This is a genomic window from Streptomyces sp. NPDC003034, assembly GCF_053591375.1.
In genome coordinates, this window is record NZ_JBSFTS010000023.1 from 42,539 (window position 1) to 59,109 (window position 16,571).

A 16,571-nucleotide genomic window follows, 5' to 3' on the forward strand; every position below is an offset into this window, starting at 1 on the left:
ACCGTCGGTACGGCTCCGTCCCGCGTCCGTGATACTGTGGTTTCACCGACGCGGGGTGGAGCAGCTCGGTAGCTCGCTGGGCTCATAACCCAGAGGTCGCAGGTTCAAATCCTGTCCCCGCTACTGAAGATGAAGGCCCGGATCCATGGGATCCGGGCCTTCGTCATGTCCGGCCGTGTACACGAGGTAGCTGGTAGGGGTGAGTTGGGTCAGGAGGTGTTTGACTTGTCTCCCTGTGGGCATGTCGACAAAACGCTGTAGTGACCTCACAGGCTGCGACATACCAGGTGTACGCGGGTAGCAGGTGATGCGACGATGGGATTTATGGGGGACAGGTCAACTCTGCTGGAGACAGGGCGGTTTGTGAGGGCGGGGGCCGAATCGGGCACAGAAGCCAAGGGGGCGGCTCCAGCCGTGAACGCGCAGACCGCATTGACCGATGCGGATTTCGCGGAAGAGGTCTTCGCCGAGACGGACGCGGCGAGCGACGCCGAGCTAGAAGCACGCCACCGGGCGGCCGCGGACAAGGGCGACCCCGGTGCCATGAGCGTGCTCGGGGCGCTGCTGCTGCGCCGCGGTGACCTGGACCGGGCCGAGCCGTACCTGCGGGCGGCGACCGCCGAGGGGGACCGAGCCGCCGCGAACAACCTGGGCGTACTGCTGCACCAGCGGGGCTACCCGGAGGAGGCGGCGGGCTGGTGGCGGGTCGCCGCCGTGGCCGGATCCGCACCCGCCGCACACGCCCTGGGGCGCTACTTCCGCGAGCGCGGGGACGAGCCGGCCGCCGAGTACTGGCTCCGGCAGGCGGCGGAATCCGGCCATGCCCTGGGCGCGTACGCACTGGCCGACCTGCTGGAGCACCGCGGTGACAAGGGTGTGGAGCGGTGGCTGCGCGCCGCCGCGGAACAGGGCCACCGCGAAGCCGCGTACCGGCTGGCCCGGCACCTGAGGAAGGGCGACCCGGCCGAGGCCGAGCAGTGGTACCGCCAGGCCGCCGCCCGCGGGCACCGCCGCGCCGCGCTGCACCTGGGTGCGCTGCTGGAGGCCCGGGGGGAGCTCAAGGAGGCCGGGCGCTGGTACCTGACCTCCGCCAAGCAGGGCGAGGCCCGGGCCGCGTGCGCGCTCGGCTTCCTGCTGCGCGACGCCGGGGACGAGGACAGCGCGGCCGCGTGGTGGCACCGCGCCGCGCAGGACGGCGACGGCAACGCCGCGAACGCGCTCGGCGCGCTGCACGCGGCGCGGGGCGAGACGCAGACCGCGGAGCGCTGGTACCGGGCCGCCATGGACGCGGGCGATCAAAACGGGGCGTACAACCTTGCTCTGCTGTGCGTCGCACAGGACCGGACCGCTCAGGCCGAGCAGTGGTACCGCCGGGCGGCCTACGCCGGACACCGCGAGGCGGCCAACGCGCTCGCCATCCTGCTGCTCCAGGGCGGCGACGCCGAGGGCGCCGAGCCGTGGTTCTCGAAGGCCGCGGAGGCGGGGAGCGTCGACGCCGCCTTCAACCTCGGCATCCTCTACGCCAGCCGGGACGACGACCGCACCGCGCTGAAGTGGTACGAGCGGGCGGCGTCGGCCGGGCACACGGACGCGGCGCTCCAGGTGGGCATCGCCCTGGTACGGGACGGCGAGGAGCGGGCGGCCGAGCGCCACCTGCGCTGCGCGGCGGGAGGCGGCAGCGCGGAGGCGGCGTTCCGGCTGGCCGCGCTGCTGGAGTCGCTGGCTCCGCCGCCGGAGCCGGTGGCTCTGGGCGAGCCGCTGGGCGGCGCCGAGCGGACCGAGAGCGAGGAGTGGTACGAGCGGGCCGCCGAGCTGGGCCACCGGCGGGCGCAGGTACGGGTGGGCATGCTGGCCGCGGCCCGCGGGGACATGGAGGCCGCCGCGCGGTGGTACCGGGAGGCGGCGGAGGCCGGGTCCCGCAACGGCGCCTTCAACCTCGGGCTGCTGCTGGCCCGCGAGGGCAGCGAGCCGGAGGCGGCGCTGTGGTGGACGCGGGCGGCGGTGGCCGGCCACGGCCGTGCGGCGCTGCGGCTGGGGCTGCTGGCGGCGCGCCACGGCGATCTCGCGGAGGGCCAGAAGTGGTGCGTGCGGGCCATGGAGCTGGGCCCGGCGGAGGTCTCGGAGCGGGCGGCCCGCCTGCGCGAGGCGCTGGCCGAGGAACTCTCGGCCTGAGGCCTCCGGCGGGCGGGCGCGGGCGTGGGCCGTAGCCCGTTCAACGGATTTGCATGTGCCGGGCGGCTTCACGTAAAGTCAGGTTTACCGACGCGGGGTGGAGCAGCTCGGTAGCTCGCTGGGCTCATAACCCAGAGGTCGCAGGTTCAAATCCTGTCCCCGCTACTGAAAGTCTCAGGGCCCGGAACTGATGGATTATCCATCGGTTCCGGGCCCTGAGTCGTTTCCGGGTGCCAAGCTGTGGCCATGGCGCGAGCGGCGGATAGGGCGGAAGGCCCGGGAGCAGGGCTCCCGGGCCTTCCGGCTGTCCGTATCCGCGTCCGTATCGGCGTCGGCGGTCCCATGGGCCACCGCGTCGGCTTTCGCCTCCGCCGGTCAGGCGCCGGTGCAGTTGGGGCACACGCCGCGGTACGTCACCTCGACCGCCGACACCACGAAGCCGAAGCGCTCGCTGTCGGGCAGGTCGGCCAGCGGGTTGCCCGCCGGGTGGACGTCGCGGATCGCGCCGCACTGGGCGCAGACCAGGTGGTGGTGGGGGCGGTGGGCGTTCGGGTCGTACCGCTTGGCGCGGCGGTCCGTCGAGACTTCCAGGATCTCGCCGAGCGTGACGAGCTCGCCCAGCGTGTTGTAGACGGTCGCCCGGGAGATCTCCGGCAGTTTGGCCGCAGCGCGCGCGTGCACCTCGTCGGCCGTCAGGTGAACGTGGTCACCATCGAGCACCTCGGCCACGACACGCCGCTGCGCCGTCATGCGCCAGCCGCGTCCGCGAAGTCGTTCCAGCAGGTCACTCATAGACGCCAGCCTAACAGCGAGGGGATTCGGTGTAACTCCCGAACCGGTGTTGACTTAGATGTTTGCTTGACTTAGACAATGTCCATTGTAGGATCGAGTACGGCAAACGCCAAGGACAGGACATGCAGGAATGACGCAGGAGGCGCACGTGACGCAGGGACCGCTCACCACGGAGGCCGGGGCCCCGGTCGCCGACAACCAGAACAGCGAGACCGCTGGCGTCGGCGGTCCCGTGCTGGTCCAGGACCAGCTGCTGCTGGAGAAGCTCGCGCACTTCAACCGCGAGCGCATCCCGGAGCGCGTGGTCCACGCCCGCGGCGCCGGCGCGTACGGCACCTTCACGCTGACCCGTGACGTCTCGCAGTGGACCCGCGCCAAGTTCCTGTCCGAGGTGGGCAAGCAGACCGAGACCTTCCTGCGCTTCTCCACGGTGGCCGGCAGCCTCGGTTCCGCGGACGCGGTGCGCGACCCCCGCGGCTGGGCGCTGAAGTTCTACACCGAAGAGGGCAACTACGACCTCGTCGGCAACAACACCCCGGTGTTCTTCATCAAGGACGCCATCAAGTTCCCCGACTTCATCCACACCCAGAAGCGCGACCCGTACACGGGCTCGCAGGAGGCGGACAACGTCTGGGACTTCTGGGGTCTGTCGCCCGAGTCGACCCACCAGGTGACCTGGCTGTTCGGTGACCGCGGCATCCCGGCGTCCTACCGCCACATGAACGGGTACGGCTCCCACACCTACCAGTGGAACAACGAGGCCGGCGAAGTCTTCTGGGTCAAGTACCACTTCAAGACCGACCAGGGGATCAAGAACCTCACCCAGGCCGAGGCCAACCAGCTCGCCGGTGAGGACCCGGACTCCCACCAGCGCGACCTGCGCGAGGCCATCGAGCGCGGCGACTTCCCGAGCTGGACCCTCCAGGTCCAGATCATGCCGGCGGCCGAGGCGGCCGAGTACCGCTTCAACCCGTTCGACCTCACCAAGGTGTGGCCGCACGACGACTACCCGCCGATCGAGATCGGAAAGCTGGAGCTCAACCGGAACCCGGAGAACGTCTTCGCGGAGGTCGAGCAGTCGATCTTCTCCCCGGCGCACTTCGTCCCCGGCATCGGTCCGTCCCCGGACAAGATGCTCCAGGGCCGCCTCTTCGGCTACGGCGACGCCCACCGCTACCGCGTCGGCATCAACGCCGACCACCTGCCGGTGAACCGTCCGCGCGCCACCGAGGCCCGCACCCACTCCCGTGACGGCTACCTGTACGACGGCCGCCACAAGGGTGCGAAGAACTACGAGCCGAACAGCTTCGGCGGCCCGCACCAGATCGACCGCCCGCTGTGGCAGTCCACCTCGGTGACCGGGGGTACGGGCAACCACGCCGCGCCGATCCACCGCGAGGACAACGACTTCGTCCAGGCGGGCAACCTCTACCGCCTCTTCTCCGAGGACGAGAAGGCCCGTCTGATCGAGAACCTGTCCGGCTTCATCGCCAAGGTCTCCCGTGACGACATCGTCGAGCGGGCGATCAACAACTTCCGCCAGGCGGACGGCGACTTCGGCAAGCGGCTCGAAGCCGCGGTCCAGGCCCTGCGCGGCTGACGGACGCTTGTCGTGGCAAGACGACGGGCCGGCACCCCCACCGGGGCGCCGGCCCGTCGGCTTTGCGTGCCGCCACGCGCCCCTTAGGCGCTGACCGGGGCGCCGACCTGGGCCGGAACGGCGCCGCGGCGCGCCGGTACCCAGCAGCGGATGATGTCGCGTACGGAGACGATGCCCACCGGGCCGCCGTCCTCCAGCACGATCAGATGCCGGAAGCCGCCGTGGACCATGGCCTCGGCGGCTTCCTGCAAGGTGGCCTCCGGGGTGCAGAACACCACGTTGTTCGTGGTGTGCGCGCCCACGGACTCGCGGTCGGGATCCTGGCCGGCGCCTATCGAGTTGAGGATGTCGCGTTCGGTCAGGATGCCGATCCCGCTGTGGTCGGTGTCGAGGACGACGGCCGCGCCGACGCGCCGGGCGGACATCAGGCAGGCCGCCTGCCGGAGGGTGTGCGCGGGTCCTAGGGTGAGGATCACGGTACTCATGGCGTCACGGACGAGCATGAAGAGAGCCACCTCCTGGATGAGTCCCTCCGCTGGGCGGGTGCGCCCGTGGCCGCGGCACAAGAGAACGGCTTCACAAGCGCACAAGCGGAGGAGTCTCAGATTCCCACGGGCACGCGAGGCGAGCAAGAGGGTACGCAGCGGCGCGCGTTGGGCCCGCTCCGTGCGCAGGACGCGCCGGCGCCGGGGGACGCGCCGGCCCCGGACGCACCCGCCCGGCCCGCAGGCGCAGGACCCTCAGGCGCACGGGTGTCAGGCGCACGGCCCTCCAGACGCCGGAGGGTCAGGAGCGCGGGCGCAGGAAGTTCAGCATCTCCTCGTGCAGCAGCCCGTTCGACGCCGCCGCGTTCCCGCCGTGCACCCCGTCGACCCCGTCCAGGCTGGTGAAGCGGCCGCCCGCCTCCTCGACCACGACGGCGATCGCCGCCATGTCCCAGAGGTTCAGCTCCGGCTCCGCGCACAGGTCCACCGAGCCCTCCGCGACCATCATGTACGGCCAGAAGTCGCCGTAGCCCCGGGTGCGCCAGCACGCCCGGGTCAGGTCCAGGAACCCGGCCAGGCGGCCCTGCTCCTCCCAGCCGCTCAGTGAGGAGTACGCGAAGGAGGCGTCGCCCAGCGCGCCCACCTTCGACACGCCGATCCGGCCGGTCTCGCCCAGCGCACCGCCCGCATGGGCGCCGCCGCCGCGCACCGCCCACCAGCGCCGGCCCAGCGCGGGCGCGGAGACCACGCCCACCACGGGCCGGAAGACGCCGTCCGGATCCTGCGCCATCAGCGAGATCAGCGTCGCCCAGACGGGGACACCGCGCACGTAGTTCTTCGTACCGTCGATCGGGTCCACGACCCAGCGGCGCGGGCCGCTGCCCTTGAGCCCGTACTCCTCGCCCAGGATCGCGTCATCGGGCCGGGCGGCCTCGATGCCCGCCCGGATGACCTCCTCGGCGGCCTTGTCCGCCTCGCTCACCGGCGTCATGTCCGGCTTCGTCTCCACCACCAGATCGAGGGCGCGGAACCGCTGCATCGTGGCGGCGTCCGCGGCGTCGGCGAGTTCGAGGGCAAGGCGCAGGTCATCGTCATACTCGGGCATGGCCGAACAGTATCGAGACTCCCGCACCCCGGCCAACGACGTCCACCGTGCGGCCGGACGCGCCCTTGACCCAAGACCTGCCCTTGACCGGGACGCGCCCTTGACAGGACCTGTCACCCCGTCAACTCTGGCGGGGAAGCCCGGCCGGGACCCACAGGGGGAGGCGATGATGCCGGCAGCCCGCGAATCCTTGCTGGAAGCGGCGGGGGCGGCGCTCGCGGCGCGCCCCTGGCCCGCCGTGCGGATGGTGGAGGTGGCAGCCATCGCCGGAGTGTCGCGCCAGACCCTCTACAACGAGTTCGGCGGCAAGGCGGGTCTGGGCCGCGCCCTGGTCCGGCGCGAGGCCGACTGGTACCTCGACGGCGTGGACCGCGCCCTCGGCCACCCGGCCGCGAGCGCCGAGCGCCTCGCCGCGGTCGCGGAGTGGACCGTACGGGCGGCCCGCGCCCATCCCGTCGTACGCGCCCTGCTCACCGGCTGCTGGGACGCGGGCCTGCCCGCTCCGGGGCCGGCGCGGGGGCCGGGCGCCGGGCCGCCCGGGCCGGGCGCGCTGGCCCGCGCCGTCAGTGAGCGGGCCGCGGCCGCGCTGGCGCCGGGCGAGGGCGGCCAGCGGTGCGAGGGCGCGCTGCGGTGCGAGCTCGCCGTACGGCTCGCGCTCTCCTACGTGATAGCCCCCGCGGAGGATCCGGCGCAGCCCGCTCTGGCCGAGCTGCTGCGGCTGCTCAGTGCGCCGAGCCCGACAGCTGGAGTCCGATGACCCCCAGGATCACCAGCGAGATCGAGACGAGTTTGAGGGTGGAGACCACGTCGCCGAGGAAGACCATGCCGTAGATCGCCGTCCCGGCCGCCCCGATCCCCGTCCACACCGCGTACGCCGGGCCCACGTCCAGCTTCTTGAGCGCCAGCGTCAGAAGGCCGAAGCTGCCGAGTGCGAACACCGCGAAGCCGATGGTCGGCCACAGCCGGGTGAACCCGTGGGACAGCTTCAGACAGACCGCGAAACCGGTCTCCAGTAGGCCGGCGACCACGACCAGCAGCCACGCCATGTCGAATGCCTCCCCGCGTCACGTGACACGGTCTGGGCCTGAGCCTGGCCTGAACCCGCGCGCCACTCGGTGCGATTATGCATTTGTCCAGACGGGTCCCTCGGCAAACGCGGCCAGACGCGGCCGGACGAGCCGTGAGCGGTCGGATGAGCCGTGCGCGGCCGGACGGTCAGTCTCCCTCGCGGCGCTCCCGCGTTTCCAGCAGCCGCCGCAGCGAATACAGCCGCGCCGGGTCCGCGTGGCCGTCCTCCACCCACGTGTCGAGCGCGCAGTCCGGCTCGTCGTGGCTGCACGCGCGCGGGCAGCCCTCCGTACCGGGCACCAGGTCCGGGAAGGCGAGGATCACCCGGGACGGGTCCACGTGGTGCAGGCCGAAGGAGCGTACGCCCGGAGTGTCGATGACCCAGCCGTCGCCCGAGGGCAGCGGCAGCGCGAGCGCCGAGGTGGTGGTGTGGCGGCCGCGGCCGGTGACCGCGTTGACATGGCCGACCGCGCGCTGGCGGCCCTCCGCGACCAGCGAGTTGACCAGCGTGGTCTTGCCGACGCCCGAGTGGCCGACGAACGCCGTGATCCGGCCGTTCAACCGCTCCCGGACCCGGTCGGCCGCGTCGCCCGTCGCCAGCTCCTCGCGGTTGGTCACGACGTAGTTCACGCCGAGGGTGGAGTAGATCTCCAGGATCTTGTCGGGCGAGGTGAGGTCCGACTTGGTGAGCACCAGCAGCGGTTCCAGCCCGGCGTCGTACGCGGCCACCAGGCAGCGGTCGATCATCCGGGGGCGCGGCTCCGGGTCCGCGAGGGCCGTGACGATGGCCAGTTGGTCGGCATTGGCGACGACCACGCGCTCGTACGGATCGTCGTCGTCGGCGGTGCGCCGCAGGACGGACTTGCGCTCCTCGATCCGGACGATCCTGGCGAGGGTGTCCTTCTTGCCGGACAGGTCGCCCACGATCCAGACCCGGTCGCCGACCACCGCCGCCTTGCGGCCCAGCTCCCTGGACTTCATGGCGTGGACCGTGTGGTCACCGACCAGGCAGGTCAGCCGGCCGCGGTCGACCGTGAGGACGAAGCCCTCGGAGGCGTCCTCGTGCTTGGGCCGGATGTTCGTCCGCGGCCGGTTGCCCTTGGGGTTGGGGCGGGAGCGGATGTCGTCCTCATCGGTGTGCTTGCCGTACCTGCGCATGACGGCCCTACGCCCCCGCACCCGCTTCGGCGCCCGGCGCCGCGGAGCTCGCCGAGCCGCCCGACGCGCCGGAGAGCATGTCCGCCCACATCTGCGGGAAGTCCGGCAGGGTCTTGGCGGTGGTCGCCACGTTCTCGATGCGTACGCCCTCCACCGCCAGGCCGATCACCGCGCCAGCGGTGGCCATCCGGTGGTCGTCGTACGTGTGGAACACGCCGCCGTGCAGGGGGCGCGGGCGGATGTGCAGACCGTCCGCGGTCTCGGTGACATCGCCGCCCAGAGCGTTGATCTCCTTGGTCAGCGCGGCCAGCCGGTCCGTCTCGTGCATCCGCAGGTGCTGGACGCCGCGCAGGACCGACTCGGAGTCGGCCAGGGCCGCCACCGCGGCGATGCCCGGGGTGAGCTCGCCGACCTCGCCCAGGTCCACGTCGATGCCGTGGATCTTACCGGTGCCGGTGAAGACCAGTCCCGCGTCGGTCAGTTCGCAGGAACCGCCCATCTCGGTGAAGATCCGGCGCAGCGCGTCACCCGGCTGCGTAGTGCGGCGCGGCCAGTCGGGGATGGTGACCGTGCCGCCGGTGATCAGGGCCGCGGCCAGGAAGGGCTGGGCGTTGGAGAGGTCCGGTTCCACGACCATGTCGCGGCCGAGCATCGCGCCGGGGGAGACGCGCCACACGTTCTTCTCCCCGCCCGCCTCGGGGGTGTCGACCTGGGCGCCCGCCGCGCGCAGCATCTCCACGGTCATCCGGATGTGCGGCATCGACGGCAGGTTGGTGCCCACGTGCCGTACCTCGACGCCCTGGTTGAAGCGGGGGGCGGAGAGCAGCAGCGCGGAGACGAACTGCGAGGAGTTCGTGGCGTCGATCTCGACGACGCCGCCCTCCAGCGCCCCGCCGCCGTGGACGGTCATGGGCAGGGCGCCCCGGCCGTCGTCGTCGATGCGGGCGCCCAGCGTGCGCAGGGCGCTGATGACCTGGCCGAGCGGACGCTCGTAGGAGCGCGGGTCGCCGTCGAAGCGGATGTCGCCGTCGGCGAGGGTCGCGACGGGCGGCAGGAAGCGCATGACCGTGCCCGCGTTGCCGACGTCGACGGTGGCGGGGCCGTGCAGGGCGGCCGGGATGATCCGCCAGGCCTCGCCGCTCTCGCCCTGCCCGGCGGAGCTGGAGGAGACCGTCTCCTCGATGCCAACGCCCAGGGCGCGCAGGGCGTCGGACATCAGCTGGGAGTCGCGCGAGCGCAGCGGGCGGCGTACCCAGCCGGGCTCGGAGGCGAGCGCGGCGAGCACGAGGGCCCGGTTGGTGACCGACTTGGACCCCGGCACGGTGACCGTGGCGTGGACGGTGCCGTCGGCGACGGGGGCGGGCCAGAGGGCGGGGAGCGCGGGGGTCTCGGTCATGGCCACCACTTTAATGGCTTCCCCCGGCCTCAGATCTTGATCGCGGCCCCAGTCTCAGAGGTCGAGCAGCCAGCGCGCGCCACCGGTGAGCGAGCACAGTGCGACGACGTGGAAGAGGAGGAGCCACACCACCGGAGGGACGTGGGTGAGCCGGCCCAGCTGGTCCGCGTCGGAATCCGGCGCTCCGCCGTTCCTGCGCTTGGCCCCCAGTTCGAAGACGGGCCGCACCCCGCCGAGGAGGAGGAACCACACCACGCCGTACGCGAAGACCGCCTGCACGTCGGCCGGGGAGAGCCAGGACACCAGCACGAACGTCCCGCCGGTCAGTACGACCGTCACGGCCCCGTACGCGTTGCGGATCATCACCAGCATCGCCAGCAGCAGGGCGGTGGCCGCCCACAGCAGCAGGGTGATCCGGTGCGCCGACAGCAGGACCGCCCCGCCGAGCCCGAGCAGCGAGGGCGCCGTATATCCGGCGGCGGCGGTGAGGACCATCCCCAGGCCGGTCGGGCGGCCCCGGCTGACGGTGACGCCGCTGGTGTCGGAGTGCAGCCGTATCCCGTCGAGGCGCCGCCCGGTGAGCAATGCCAGCAGGCCGTGCCCGCCCTCGTGCGCGATGGTGACGGCGTTGCGCGACAGCCGCCACAGCGGGCGTGGGCCGACGGCGGTCAGCGCGACCAGGCCGGTCGCTATCACCAGCCACCGGTCGGGCGCGGTCTGTATGCCGGTGAGCCGGTCCCACAGGGCGGCCGTGGTGCTGGTGTCCATGAAGTGACGGGCTCCTAGCGGTGGTGGTCCGGGGGTACCTCCCGGCGGTGGCCGGGCGGCGCCATGGCAGTCTGACAGCCATGTGCGGAAGGTATGCGGCGGGTCGTCGGGCAGAGGACCTGGTGGAGGCGTTCGGGATCGAGAAGTGGGAGCCGGAGGAGTCTTTGGCACCCGACTGGAACGTCGCGCCGACGAAGGAGGTCCACGTCGTCCTCGACCGTCCTCTGAAGGACGCCGCCGATCCCCGTCCGGTTCGCCAGCTGCGCGTCCTGAAGTGGGGGCTCGTCCCCGCCTGGGCCCAGAACCCCGACGGCGCCGCCCGGATGATCAACGCCCGGTCCGAGACCCTGCACGAGAAGCCGTCCTTCCGGCGGCCCTTCGCACAGCGCCGCTGCATCGTCCCCGCCGACGGCTACTACGAATGGGTCACCGCCCACGACGAACGGCAGCTGGAGGTGGAGGGGAAGAAGAAGCGGGCCCGCAAGCAGCCGTACTTCGTGCTCCCCGCCGACGGCTCCTTCCTCGCCATAGCCGGGATATACGAGTTCTGGCGCGACCGGACGCTGCCCGACGGGCACCCGCACGCCTGGTGGGCCACCTGTTCGGTGATCACCACGGAGGCCGAGACGGGCCCGCTGGCCGTGGCTCCGGAGGAGGGGCCGCGCTCCCTCGCCGACATCCACCCCCGGATGCCGCTCATGCTCACCCCGGACCGCTGGGACGCCTGGCTCGACCCCGCCCGGACCGATACCGAGGGCGAGCTGCGGGAACTGCTTTCACCCCCGCCGGGCGGGCTGATGCGGGCCTACGCCGTGTCCACCGCGGTGAGCAACGTGCGCAACAACGGGCCGGAGCTGCTGGAGGAGCTCGCCGCGCCGGAGGAGTCGACCCTCTTCTAGGCCGCGCGCATCCGCTCGCCGGCCCCTCCCAGACCAGCCGGTCGGCGCTTCAGGCGCCCCTTCGACGGCAACGCCGGGCGCGCGCCGGCCCGCCCCGCGCGCCCCGCGTGCACGATGGGGGCATGACCACGTGTACCGACAGTGTCGACACCCCGGCCGGCGAAGCCCGTATCACCTGGCACCCCGCCCGCCGCGCGAAGCTCGTGCTGGCCCTCGGCCACGGCGCGGGCGGCGGAATCGAGGCCCGGGACCTCCAGGCGCTGGCCGCCGCCCTGCCCGCCCGCGGGACCACCGTCGCGCTGGTGGAGCAGCCCTGGCGGGTCGCCGGGAAGAAGGTCGCCGCCGCGCCGAAGGTGCTGGACGAGGGCTGGCGCGGGCTGTGGCCGGCCCTCGCGAAGCCCGGGCTGCCGGTGGTCGCCGGCGGACGCAGCGCCGGGGCCCGCGTGGCCTGCCGGACCGCGGCCGCTCTGGACGCCGCCGGGGTGCTCGCGCTGGCGTTCCCGCTGCACCCGCCGGGCCGGCCGGAGAAGTCCCGCGCCGAGGAGCTCACCGGGGCCGGGCGGCCCACCCTGGTGGTGCAGGGCGCCCGCGACCCCTTCGGGCGTCCGCAGGAGTTCCCGCCGCCGGGCGCGGGGAATCCGTACGAGCTCGTGGAGGTTCCGTACGGGGACCACGGCTTCGCGGTGCCCAAGAAGGCGGAGCTCCCTCAGGAGGACGCCCTGGCGCTGATCACCCGGTCGGTGGGGGAGTGGCTGGCGCGCCTCGCCGTATGACCGGCCGTACGGCTCCCCGTACGGCTCCACATGCGCCCGCGACCTGACAGAGTCCGACCGCCTTCCGGCGACGGTCGCGGCCGGGGCCGCGCGGGAGCGGGCCGCCCGCTGGCCGCCCGCGGCCAGCCGAGCCGAAAACCCCTCCCTGCCGGGGAATGTGCCGCACGGCCCTTCTGTTGTCCCGGATGTCGGAACGTACGGAACTTCGTCGGAGGAGAGGCAGCGCATGACCCAGGTCATCAGCCATAACCGCCCGCAGGCCGCTGACCTGGACTGGACGGTGCTGCCCGGGCCCAAGCGCGGCCCGCTTCGGGCGGCGGAGGGCCGTGAGGGTCGACTATTCTCCGATTCGAGCGGGTCCGCTTTCGGAGTCGCCACGCAGTCGGAGGAGGTGGGTCCTGTCGCTGGGACCGACGAAGGCCACGCGGAGGAGACGACCCCGGAGCGCAACGCGCGCTTCGAGAGGGACGCCCTCGGCTACCTCGACCAGATGTACTCGGCCGCGCTGCGCATGACGCGCAACCCGGCCGACGCCGAGGACCTGGTCCAGGAGACGTACGCGAAGGCATACGCGTCCTTCCACCAGTTCCGCGAGGGCACCAACCTGAAGGCGTGGCTGTACCGCATTCTGACCAACACCTTCATCAACTCCTACCGCAAGAAGCAGCGCGAGCCCCAGCGCAGTGCGGCGGAGGAGATCGAGGACTGGCAGCTGGCGCGCGCCGAGTCGCACATGTCGACCGGACTGCGGTCGGCCGAGTCGCAGGCGCTCGACCACCTGCCCGATTCGGATGTGAAGGAGGCGCTCCAGGCCATTCCGGAGGAGTTCCGCATCGCGGTCTACCTTGCCGACGTAGAGGGCTTTGCGTACAAGGAGATCGCGGACATCATGGGTACACCCATCGGTACGGTCATGTCGCGACTGCACCGTGGCCGCCGTCAACTCCGCGGAATGCTGGAGGACTATGCCCGTGAGCGCGGGCTGGTGCCCGCCGGCGCGGGAGAGTCGAACGACCGGAAAGGCTCGGGCTCATGAGTTGCGGAGAGCCGCACGAGACGGAGTGCTCTGAGGTCCTGGACCACCTTTACGAGTTCCTCGACCATGAGATGCCCGACAGCGACTGCACGAAGTTCGAGACCCACTTCGGCGAGTGCAGCCCCTGTCTGGAGAAGTACGGTCTGGAACAGGCCGTGAAGAAGCTGGTGAAGCGGTGCTGCGGCTCGGACGACGTGCCGAGCGACCTGCGGTCGAAGGTGATGGGGCGCATCGAGCTGATCCGGTCGGGCCAGGCCGTACCTGACCACGACGTCACCGCCGACCACCCCGCCCCGGCCGACCATCCCGCCCCCGGCTGACACCGGACGGAAACCGCTTGAACGACCGCCCCCGGAACGGCACTTCCTTCACCCGAAGGTGCTAATCCGGGGGCGTCCGCATGCCGCGATGTGAAATTGCGGCCCGCGCCGACTGGCACCCCACCTATCCTCCCCATTCGGTACTGGTTTCCTGCGGTACCGGCTTGCACAGCACAGGGGAGGAGAGCGCCATGCGGGCACTTCCGCCGGTGGCGCGGGGATACATCCTGTGCGCCGTCCTCGCCGCGTCCGCGTGCGCCGCCCCGGCCTTCCGGGATCCGGACACACCCCGGACGGCCGTGGCCCTGCTCGCCGCCCTCTACCTCGGTTGCGAACTCCTCAGGGCCCGCCCGCTTCCGGGCCGCCGGGCGCCCGAGGACATCGGGTCCTTCTTCCCCGTGCTGCTCGCCGCCGTCTTCCTGCTGCCTCCCGCCGCCGCCGCGCTCGTGGCGGTGCCCGGAGGCCTCGCCGGCGCCGTGGCGCAGTCGCCAGCCCTGGTCCGCCGGGTCTGGCACGGCGCGCAGCAGGCGATAGCCGCCTGGGCCGCGGGGCAGGCGTACGCGGCCCTGCGCGGCCCGGCCGCGCTCGGCGGGGGCGCCTTTGCCGGTTCCGGGCCCCCCGGCTGGGTGGCCGACTTCCCGTACGCACTGCTCCCCGCGGTCCTCGCGGCCACCGTCTTCTGCCTGGTGCTCACCGCCCTCGACGGGGGAGTCCTGGCCGCCGCCGAACGCCGGCCCGCCGCCACGGCCTGGAGCGGACTGCTCACCCGGTCCCTCGCCCCGCACTGCCTGCACGGCCTCGCCGGCCTGATGATGGCCGTCATGTGGCGCAGCCCCTACGGGCTCCCGGCCGCGCTGCTGGTGCTGCTTCCGATGTACATCTCCTGCTGGCTCTTCGCCCAGTACCACCGCGAGCGCACCGCCCACCGGGCCACCATCCGCGCCCTCGTGCAGGCCGTCGACATCAAGGACCGCTACACGCGCGGCCACAGCGAACGCGTCGGGCAGGCCTCCGCGATGATCGCCCGCGAGCTGGGCATGGCCGAGGACCGGCTGGAAGTCGTCCGCATCGCCGGGATCCTGCACGACGTGGGCAAACTCGGCGTCCCCACCCGGCTGCTGCGCAAGGACGGGCCGCTCACCCCCGACGAGCGCCGGATCGTCGAACTGCACCCCGAGTACGGGCACGAGATCGTCCGCGGCATCGGCTTCCTGGGGGAGGCCCGCTCCGCGATCCTGCACCACCACGAGCGGGTCGACGGCTGCGGCTACCCGTACGGGCTGACCGGTGAGCAGATCCCGGTGCTCGCCCGGGTGGTGGCCGTGGCCGACGCCTTCGACGCGATGACCTCGACCCGTTCGTACAGCCGCGCCCGGCCGGTGGGGACGGCCCTCGCCGAGCTGGAGCGCTGCGCCGGGGCCCAGTTCGACCCGGGCATGGTCGGCGCGCTGGTCCGGGCCGTCAGGCGGCACGGCTGGCACCCCGTGGTCACCTCCGACGAAGACCTCCAGGTGATCAGCGGTTCCGCTCCCGCCGGGGGCGGGCCTGGACTGCCGTCCGCGACCGGGCTGCCCGCGCGGGGCACGCAGCCGGTGGAAGGCCCGGTGGAGGGCCCGGCGGCCGGGCCGAGCGGGCGGGCCCCGGCCCGGGCCGGGCAGGCCGGGCCCGGCGGGGGCGCCACCGCCCCGCCCGGCAACAGGCCCGGGGAGGAGGGCCCGTGAGGGGCGAGGCCGTGTGGGCGGTGCGGGGCGCCGCCGCGGCGCTCACCGCGGCCGGGCTCGGGCACACCCTGTGGAACGGCCTCGTCGCACCCGGCACCGCCCTGGTCTTCGGAGCCCTGATCGCCGTCGGCGAGCTCGCCCGCCGGGACCCCCCGGACGCGGGCGGCCACCTCCAGGCCGAGGAGCGCCAGCCCGCACCGCTCGGCTCCGCCGGAGCCCTCGCCTACGCCCTCCTCGGCCAGAACGCGGGACAGCCCACGCACCACGGGGTGCTCCAGATCGTCGCCGTCGTCGTCGCGGCCGCCCTCGCCGGGATCGTCCCCCACGTCGCCCGGGGCCGCGGCCCCGCCCTCGACCACCTCGCTCGCCGGGTCCTCACCGTCGCCTTCGCCGCGGTCTGCTTCCAGCCGCTCTACAACTCCGGCCGCCTGGAGCACTGGGTCGGCCAGGGCCCGTACCTCGTGCTCTTCCTGATCCTCCTGCTCGGCCTGACCGCCCTGTGCGACGCTGTGCTCGCGGCGGCGCTCGCCGGGGCCCGCACCGGCTGGCCGTACGGTCCCCTGCTGCGCGACGAGCTGCGGGCGCAGGCCGGGATCGGCTCGGCCATCTGCGCCACCGGGGCCGTGATGGCCCTGGGCGTGGCCGTCGCCGGCCTGTGGGCCCTGCCCGTCTTCAGCGTGCCCCTGCTGTTGACCCAGCTGTCCTTCCACCGCATCGCCGCGATCCGCACCACCTACCGCCAGACCATCACCTCCCTGGCCCGGGCCACGGAGATCGCCGGTTACACCGCGCCGGGCCACGCCCGCCGGGTGGCCGCCCTCAGCTGCTCGGTGGGCCGGGAGCTGGGGCTCTCGGAGCGGGAGCTCACGGTGCTGGAGTACGCCGCCCTCATGCACGACATCGGCCAGCTCGCCCTGGTCGATCCGGTCCCGGCCGGGGCCACCGCCGAGCTGCCCGCCGCCGAAGCGCGCCGGATCGCCGAGCTGGGCGGGGAGGTGGCCCGGCGGACGGGGGTGCCCGCGGAGGTCGCCGTGGTGGTGGAGCGGCAGGCGGACCCGTACCGGGAGCAGCCCGTCACCGCCCGCATCGTGCGCGCGGTGAACGCGTACGAAGACCTCGTCGGCGGGAGCCGTCACCCGGGTGGCTCACTGGCGGCTCTGGAGCAGCTGCGCCTGGGAACCGGCCACGACTACCAGCCGGAGGTGGTGGAATGCCTCGCGAGGGTTCTGGGCAGGGGCGGACGTGACAGAGTTGTTCCCGCCCGACGTGGGTAACCCA

General features: G+C 72.8%; 16 protein-coding genes and 2 tRNA genes. 11 read left to right on the plus strand and 7 right to left on the minus strand.

The window, feature by feature from the left end; all coding sequences use genetic code 11:
* Window positions 1-49 precede the first annotated feature (49 nt).
* The 3 genes from ACWDX7_RS21805 (at window position 50) to ACWDX7_RS21815 (ending at window position 2,337) form a co-directional block, all read left to right on the plus strand.
* A tRNA-Met gene (locus tag ACWDX7_RS21805) sits at window positions 50-123 on the plus strand.
* Window positions 124-315: 192 nt separating this feature from the next.
* On the plus strand, window positions 316-2,172 hold the full coding sequence (locus tag ACWDX7_RS21810; RefSeq protein WP_451493342.1) for a tetratricopeptide repeat protein: 1,857 nt from the start codon (window positions 316-318) through the stop codon (window positions 2,170-2,172).
* Between the two features lie 91 nt (window positions 2,173-2,263).
* A tRNA-Met gene (locus ACWDX7_RS21815) sits at window positions 2,264-2,337 on the plus strand.
* Window positions 2,338-2,547: 210 nt separating this feature from the next.
* On the opposite strand, the gene ACWDX7_RS21820 is transcribed toward ACWDX7_RS21815, so the two are convergent.
* A complete protein-coding gene (locus ACWDX7_RS21820) occupies window positions 2,548-2,964 on the minus strand; it encodes a Fur family transcriptional regulator (protein ID WP_451492702.1) in 417 nt (138 codons plus the stop codon).
* Between the two features lie 130 nt (window positions 2,965-3,094).
* Here ACWDX7_RS21820 and ACWDX7_RS21825 point away from each other — a divergent pair, with 130 nt between their 5' ends.
* Window positions 3,095-4,564, plus strand: coding sequence for a catalase (locus ACWDX7_RS21825; protein WP_451492701.1), 1,470 nt, complete (start codon window positions 3,095-3,097; stop codon window positions 4,562-4,564).
* 83 nt (window positions 4,565-4,647) lie between these two features.
* Here the strand turns inward: ACWDX7_RS21825 and ACWDX7_RS21830 are convergent, their stop codons facing one another.
* Together ACWDX7_RS21830 and hisN are read right to left on the minus strand one after the other, a co-directional pair.
* Window positions 4,648-5,067 (minus strand): CBS domain-containing protein, encoded by a 420-nt coding sequence (locus ACWDX7_RS21830; RefSeq protein WP_451492700.1) that lies wholly within the window; start codon window positions 5,065-5,067, stop codon window positions 4,648-4,650.
* A 283-nt stretch (window positions 5,068-5,350) separates the two neighbouring features.
* Entirely contained in the window at window positions 5,351-6,154 is an 804-nt protein-coding gene (gene hisN / locus ACWDX7_RS21835; RefSeq protein WP_451492699.1) for a histidinol-phosphatase, read from the minus strand.
* A gap of 166 nt (window positions 6,155-6,320) precedes the next feature.
* Between hisN and ACWDX7_RS21840 the strand changes: the two genes are divergently transcribed.
* A complete protein-coding gene (locus tag ACWDX7_RS21840; RefSeq protein WP_451492698.1) occupies window positions 6,321-6,911 on the plus strand; it encodes a TetR/AcrR family transcriptional regulator in 591 nt (196 codons plus the stop codon).
* On the opposite strand, the gene ACWDX7_RS21845 is transcribed toward ACWDX7_RS21840, so the two are convergent.
* The 4 genes from ACWDX7_RS21845 to ACWDX7_RS21860 form a co-directional block, all read right to left on the minus strand.
* The gene (locus tag ACWDX7_RS21845; RefSeq protein ID WP_451492697.1) at window positions 6,877-7,200 is read right to left on the minus strand and encodes a DMT family transporter; all 324 of its coding nucleotides are present in this window, start codon (window positions 7,198-7,200) and stop codon (window positions 6,877-6,879) included. The genes ACWDX7_RS21840 and ACWDX7_RS21845 overlap by 35 nt on opposite strands.
* 169 nt (window positions 7,201-7,369) lie before the next feature.
* Entirely contained in the window at window positions 7,370-8,380 is a 1,011-nt protein-coding gene (gene rsgA, locus ACWDX7_RS21850) for a ribosome small subunit-dependent GTPase A (protein ID WP_451492696.1), read from the minus strand.
* Between the two features lie 7 nt (window positions 8,381-8,387).
* A complete protein-coding gene (gene aroA, locus ACWDX7_RS21855) occupies window positions 8,388-9,776 on the minus strand; it encodes a 3-phosphoshikimate 1-carboxyvinyltransferase (protein WP_451492695.1) in 1,389 nt (462 codons plus the stop codon).
* A gap of 54 nt (window positions 9,777-9,830) precedes the next feature.
* Window positions 9,831-10,544: a M50 family metallopeptidase gene (locus ACWDX7_RS21860; protein ID WP_451492694.1), complete on the minus strand. Its 714-nt coding sequence runs from the start codon at window positions 10,542-10,544 to the stop codon at window positions 9,831-9,833.
* A gap of 80 nt (window positions 10,545-10,624) precedes the next feature.
* Between ACWDX7_RS21860 and ACWDX7_RS21865 the strand changes: the two genes are divergently transcribed.
* The 6 genes from ACWDX7_RS21865 (at window position 10,625) to ACWDX7_RS21890 (ending at window position 16,567) form a co-directional block, all read left to right on the plus strand.
* On the plus strand, window positions 10,625-11,443 hold the full coding sequence (locus ACWDX7_RS21865) for an SOS response-associated peptidase (protein ID WP_451492693.1): 819 nt from the start codon (window positions 10,625-10,627) through the stop codon (window positions 11,441-11,443).
* A gap of 122 nt (window positions 11,444-11,565) precedes the next feature.
* Window positions 11,566-12,216, plus strand: a complete 651-nt coding sequence (locus ACWDX7_RS21870; protein WP_451492692.1) for an alpha/beta hydrolase family protein — start codon at window positions 11,566-11,568, stop codon at window positions 12,214-12,216.
* A gap of 391 nt (window positions 12,217-12,607) precedes the next feature.
* On the plus strand, window positions 12,608-13,252 hold the full coding sequence (locus tag ACWDX7_RS21875) for a sigma-70 family RNA polymerase sigma factor (RefSeq protein ID WP_030709911.1): 645 nt from the start codon (window positions 12,608-12,610) through the stop codon (window positions 13,250-13,252).
* On the plus strand, window positions 13,249-13,572 hold the full coding sequence (rsrA, locus tag ACWDX7_RS21880; protein WP_451492691.1) for a mycothiol system anti-sigma-R factor: 324 nt from the start codon (window positions 13,249-13,251) through the stop codon (window positions 13,570-13,572). The genes ACWDX7_RS21875 and rsrA overlap by 4 nt, the downstream gene beginning before the upstream one ends.
* Window positions 13,573-13,763: 191 nt before the next feature.
* On the plus strand, window positions 13,764-15,293 hold the full coding sequence (locus tag ACWDX7_RS21885; RefSeq protein WP_451492690.1) for an HD-GYP domain-containing protein: 1,530 nt from the start codon (window positions 13,764-13,766) through the stop codon (window positions 15,291-15,293).
* Window positions 15,290-16,567, plus strand: a complete 1,278-nt coding sequence (locus ACWDX7_RS21890) for an HD-GYP domain-containing protein (RefSeq protein WP_451492689.1) — start codon at window positions 15,290-15,292, stop codon at window positions 16,565-16,567. Before ACWDX7_RS21885 ends, ACWDX7_RS21890 begins: the two co-directional genes overlap by 4 nt.
* Window positions 16,568-16,571 lie beyond the last annotated feature (4 nt).

Excerpts from the sequence above, each read along its gene's own strand:
- ACWDX7_RS21820 (WP_451492702.1), bottom strand. The coding sequence starts at position 2,964 with ATGAGTGACCTGCTGGAACGACTTCGCGGACGCGGCTGGCGCATGACG.
- ACWDX7_RS21885 (WP_451492690.1), top strand. The coding sequence starts at position 13,764 with ATGCGGGCACTTCCGCCGGTGGCGCGGGGATACATCCTGTGCGCCGTC.
- rsgA (WP_451492696.1), bottom strand. The coding sequence starts at position 8,380 with ATGCGCAGGTACGGCAAGCACACCGATGAGGACGACATCCGCTCCCGC.
- ACWDX7_RS21810 (WP_451493342.1), top strand. The coding sequence starts at position 316 with ATGGGATTTATGGGGGACAGGTCAACTCTGCTGGAGACAGGGCGGTTT.
- ACWDX7_RS21865 (WP_451492693.1), top strand. The coding sequence starts at position 10,625 with ATGTGCGGAAGGTATGCGGCGGGTCGTCGGGCAGAGGACCTGGTGGAG.
- ACWDX7_RS21870 (WP_451492692.1), top strand. The coding sequence starts at position 11,566 with ATGACCACGTGTACCGACAGTGTCGACACCCCGGCCGGCGAAGCCCGT.
- rsrA (WP_451492691.1), top strand. The coding sequence starts at position 13,249 with ATGAGTTGCGGAGAGCCGCACGAGACGGAGTGCTCTGAGGTCCTGGAC.
- ACWDX7_RS21845 (WP_451492697.1), bottom strand. The coding sequence starts at position 7,200 with ATGGCGTGGCTGCTGGTCGTGGTCGCCGGCCTACTGGAGACCGGTTTC.
- ACWDX7_RS21830 (WP_451492700.1), bottom strand. The coding sequence starts at position 5,067 with ATGCTCGTCCGTGACGCCATGAGTACCGTGATCCTCACCCTAGGACCC.
- hisN (WP_451492699.1), bottom strand. The coding sequence starts at position 6,154 with ATGCCCGAGTATGACGATGACCTGCGCCTTGCCCTCGAACTCGCCGAC.
- ACWDX7_RS21840 (WP_451492698.1), top strand. The coding sequence starts at position 6,321 with ATGATGCCGGCAGCCCGCGAATCCTTGCTGGAAGCGGCGGGGGCGGCG.
- ACWDX7_RS21860 (WP_451492694.1), bottom strand. The coding sequence starts at position 10,544 with ATGGACACCAGCACCACGGCCGCCCTGTGGGACCGGCTCACCGGCATA.
- aroA (WP_451492695.1), bottom strand. The coding sequence starts at position 9,776 with ATGACCGAGACCCCCGCGCTCCCCGCCCTCTGGCCCGCCCCCGTCGCC.
- ACWDX7_RS21825 (WP_451492701.1), top strand. The coding sequence starts at position 3,095 with ATGACGCAGGAGGCGCACGTGACGCAGGGACCGCTCACCACGGAGGCC.